This is a genomic window from Mesorhizobium sp. M5C.F.Ca.IN.020.32.2.1 (assembly GCF_004023105.1).
Classification (GTDB): domain Bacteria; phylum Pseudomonadota; class Alphaproteobacteria; order Rhizobiales; family Rhizobiaceae; genus Mesorhizobium; species Mesorhizobium wenxiniae.
Window position 1 is genome coordinate 1 of the sequence record NZ_RZSX01001347.1, and the last position, 1,058, is coordinate 1,058.

A 1,058-nucleotide genomic window follows, 5' to 3' on the forward strand; every position below is an offset into this window, starting at 1 on the left:
AGGCTGATCTTCGCGGTTTCGACGCTGGCCTTGGCCGACGCGACGTCGGCCTGCGCCTGCGCCAGCGTCGCCGCGGCATCATCGTAATCCTGCTTCGAGACGACGTTCTGCTTCAGCAGCCCGGCATAGCGGTCGAACTTGGCCTGGGCGGTGGGCACCGCGGCTTCAGCCTTCTGCCGGGCCGCGACGGCGCTGTCATAGGCGGCCTGATAGCTCGCCGGGTCGATGAGGTAGAGCGGCTGCCCCGCCACCACCTCGGCGCCTTCCTGGAACAGCCGCTGCCGGATGATGCCGTCGACCTGCGGCCGGACCTCGGCTACGAGCGAGGCAGCGGTCCGGCCCGGCAGCTCGGCGGTGATCGCCACCGATTGCGGGTGCAGGGTGACGACGCCGACCTCGGGTTTGCCGACACCGCCCATGCCTGCAGGGGCGTTGCTCTGCTCCTGCGAGCAGGCAGCCAGAAGAAGCGCCGCGCACAGCATTCCGGCCCAGGGCGGGAGCCGGCGTACCGGCAGCGGAGACTGACTAGACTGGATGCGCATGGCCTGGATCTTTCCCTGAAATTACTGAAGCCGCCTGGCTGCCGGCATCGGATGGTTCCACCAGGAGCCGGCTGAGATGCCGGCCGAGGAAGCGCTCGTCCATGAAGGCATGGACCACCGGCATGTCGACGAGGCTGAGCAGGGTCGAGTTTCTGGCTGCGATGCCCATCAGCATCAATATGCCGATCAGCGCGCAACCGCATGGCAAGAATGATGGCGCAAAACAGCAGGTATTTCCTCGCGACGAACTAGCGGCCATCAGTCATTTCGCCGTCGGTTGAACCCTTTCCCAGGATGGGAAATGCCGCGCGAAAGAAGACGAGTCTGGTGGCGCCGGTGAAGGCCTGCAGCGACCGCAGCGTCGCCGCCGAACCGCGGCGATGCTGCTCCGGCGCGGCCGCCATCAGCAGCCGCAGCATCAGGAACATCTCCCACATGGAAGTCTCTTTTACAAAAGGCCGGCCGGCCCGATCGCGGGGTAGGCCAAACGGGCCGGCCGGTGCAGCCGGTCAGAGT

At 66.5% G+C, this 1,058-nt stretch carries 3 protein-coding genes; all 3 read right to left on the bottom strand.

Features of this window, described 5'->3' with window-relative positions; all coding sequences use genetic code 11:
- The coding region (locus tag EOA86_RS35865; RefSeq protein WP_128345764.1) for an efflux RND transporter periplasmic adaptor subunit at nucleotides 1–542 on the bottom strand (542 nt) is incomplete at its 3' end.
- Nucleotides 526–711 carry a hypothetical protein gene (locus EOA86_RS35870; RefSeq protein WP_203546886.1) on the bottom strand — a complete coding sequence of 62 codons (186 nt, stop codon included), beginning with the start codon at nucleotides 709–711 and terminating at the stop codon, nucleotides 526–528. The genes EOA86_RS35870 and EOA86_RS35865, both read right to left, overlap by 17 nt.
- Before the next feature lie 79 nt (nucleotides 712–790).
- Nucleotides 791–961: a hypothetical protein gene (locus EOA86_RS35875; protein WP_156768456.1), complete on the bottom strand. Its 171-nt coding sequence runs from the start codon at nucleotides 959–961 to the stop codon at nucleotides 791–793.
- Nucleotides 962–1,058 lie beyond the last annotated feature (97 nt).

What these genes read in the sequence shown, in the direction of transcription:
- EOA86_RS35875 (WP_156768456.1), bottom strand. Translation starts at nt 961, where the DNA reads ATGCTGCGGCTGCTGATGGCGGCCGCGCCGGAGCAGCATCGCCGCGGT.
- EOA86_RS35870 (WP_203546886.1), bottom strand. Translation starts at nt 711, where the DNA reads ATGGGCATCGCAGCCAGAAACTCGACCCTGCTCAGCCTCGTCGACATG.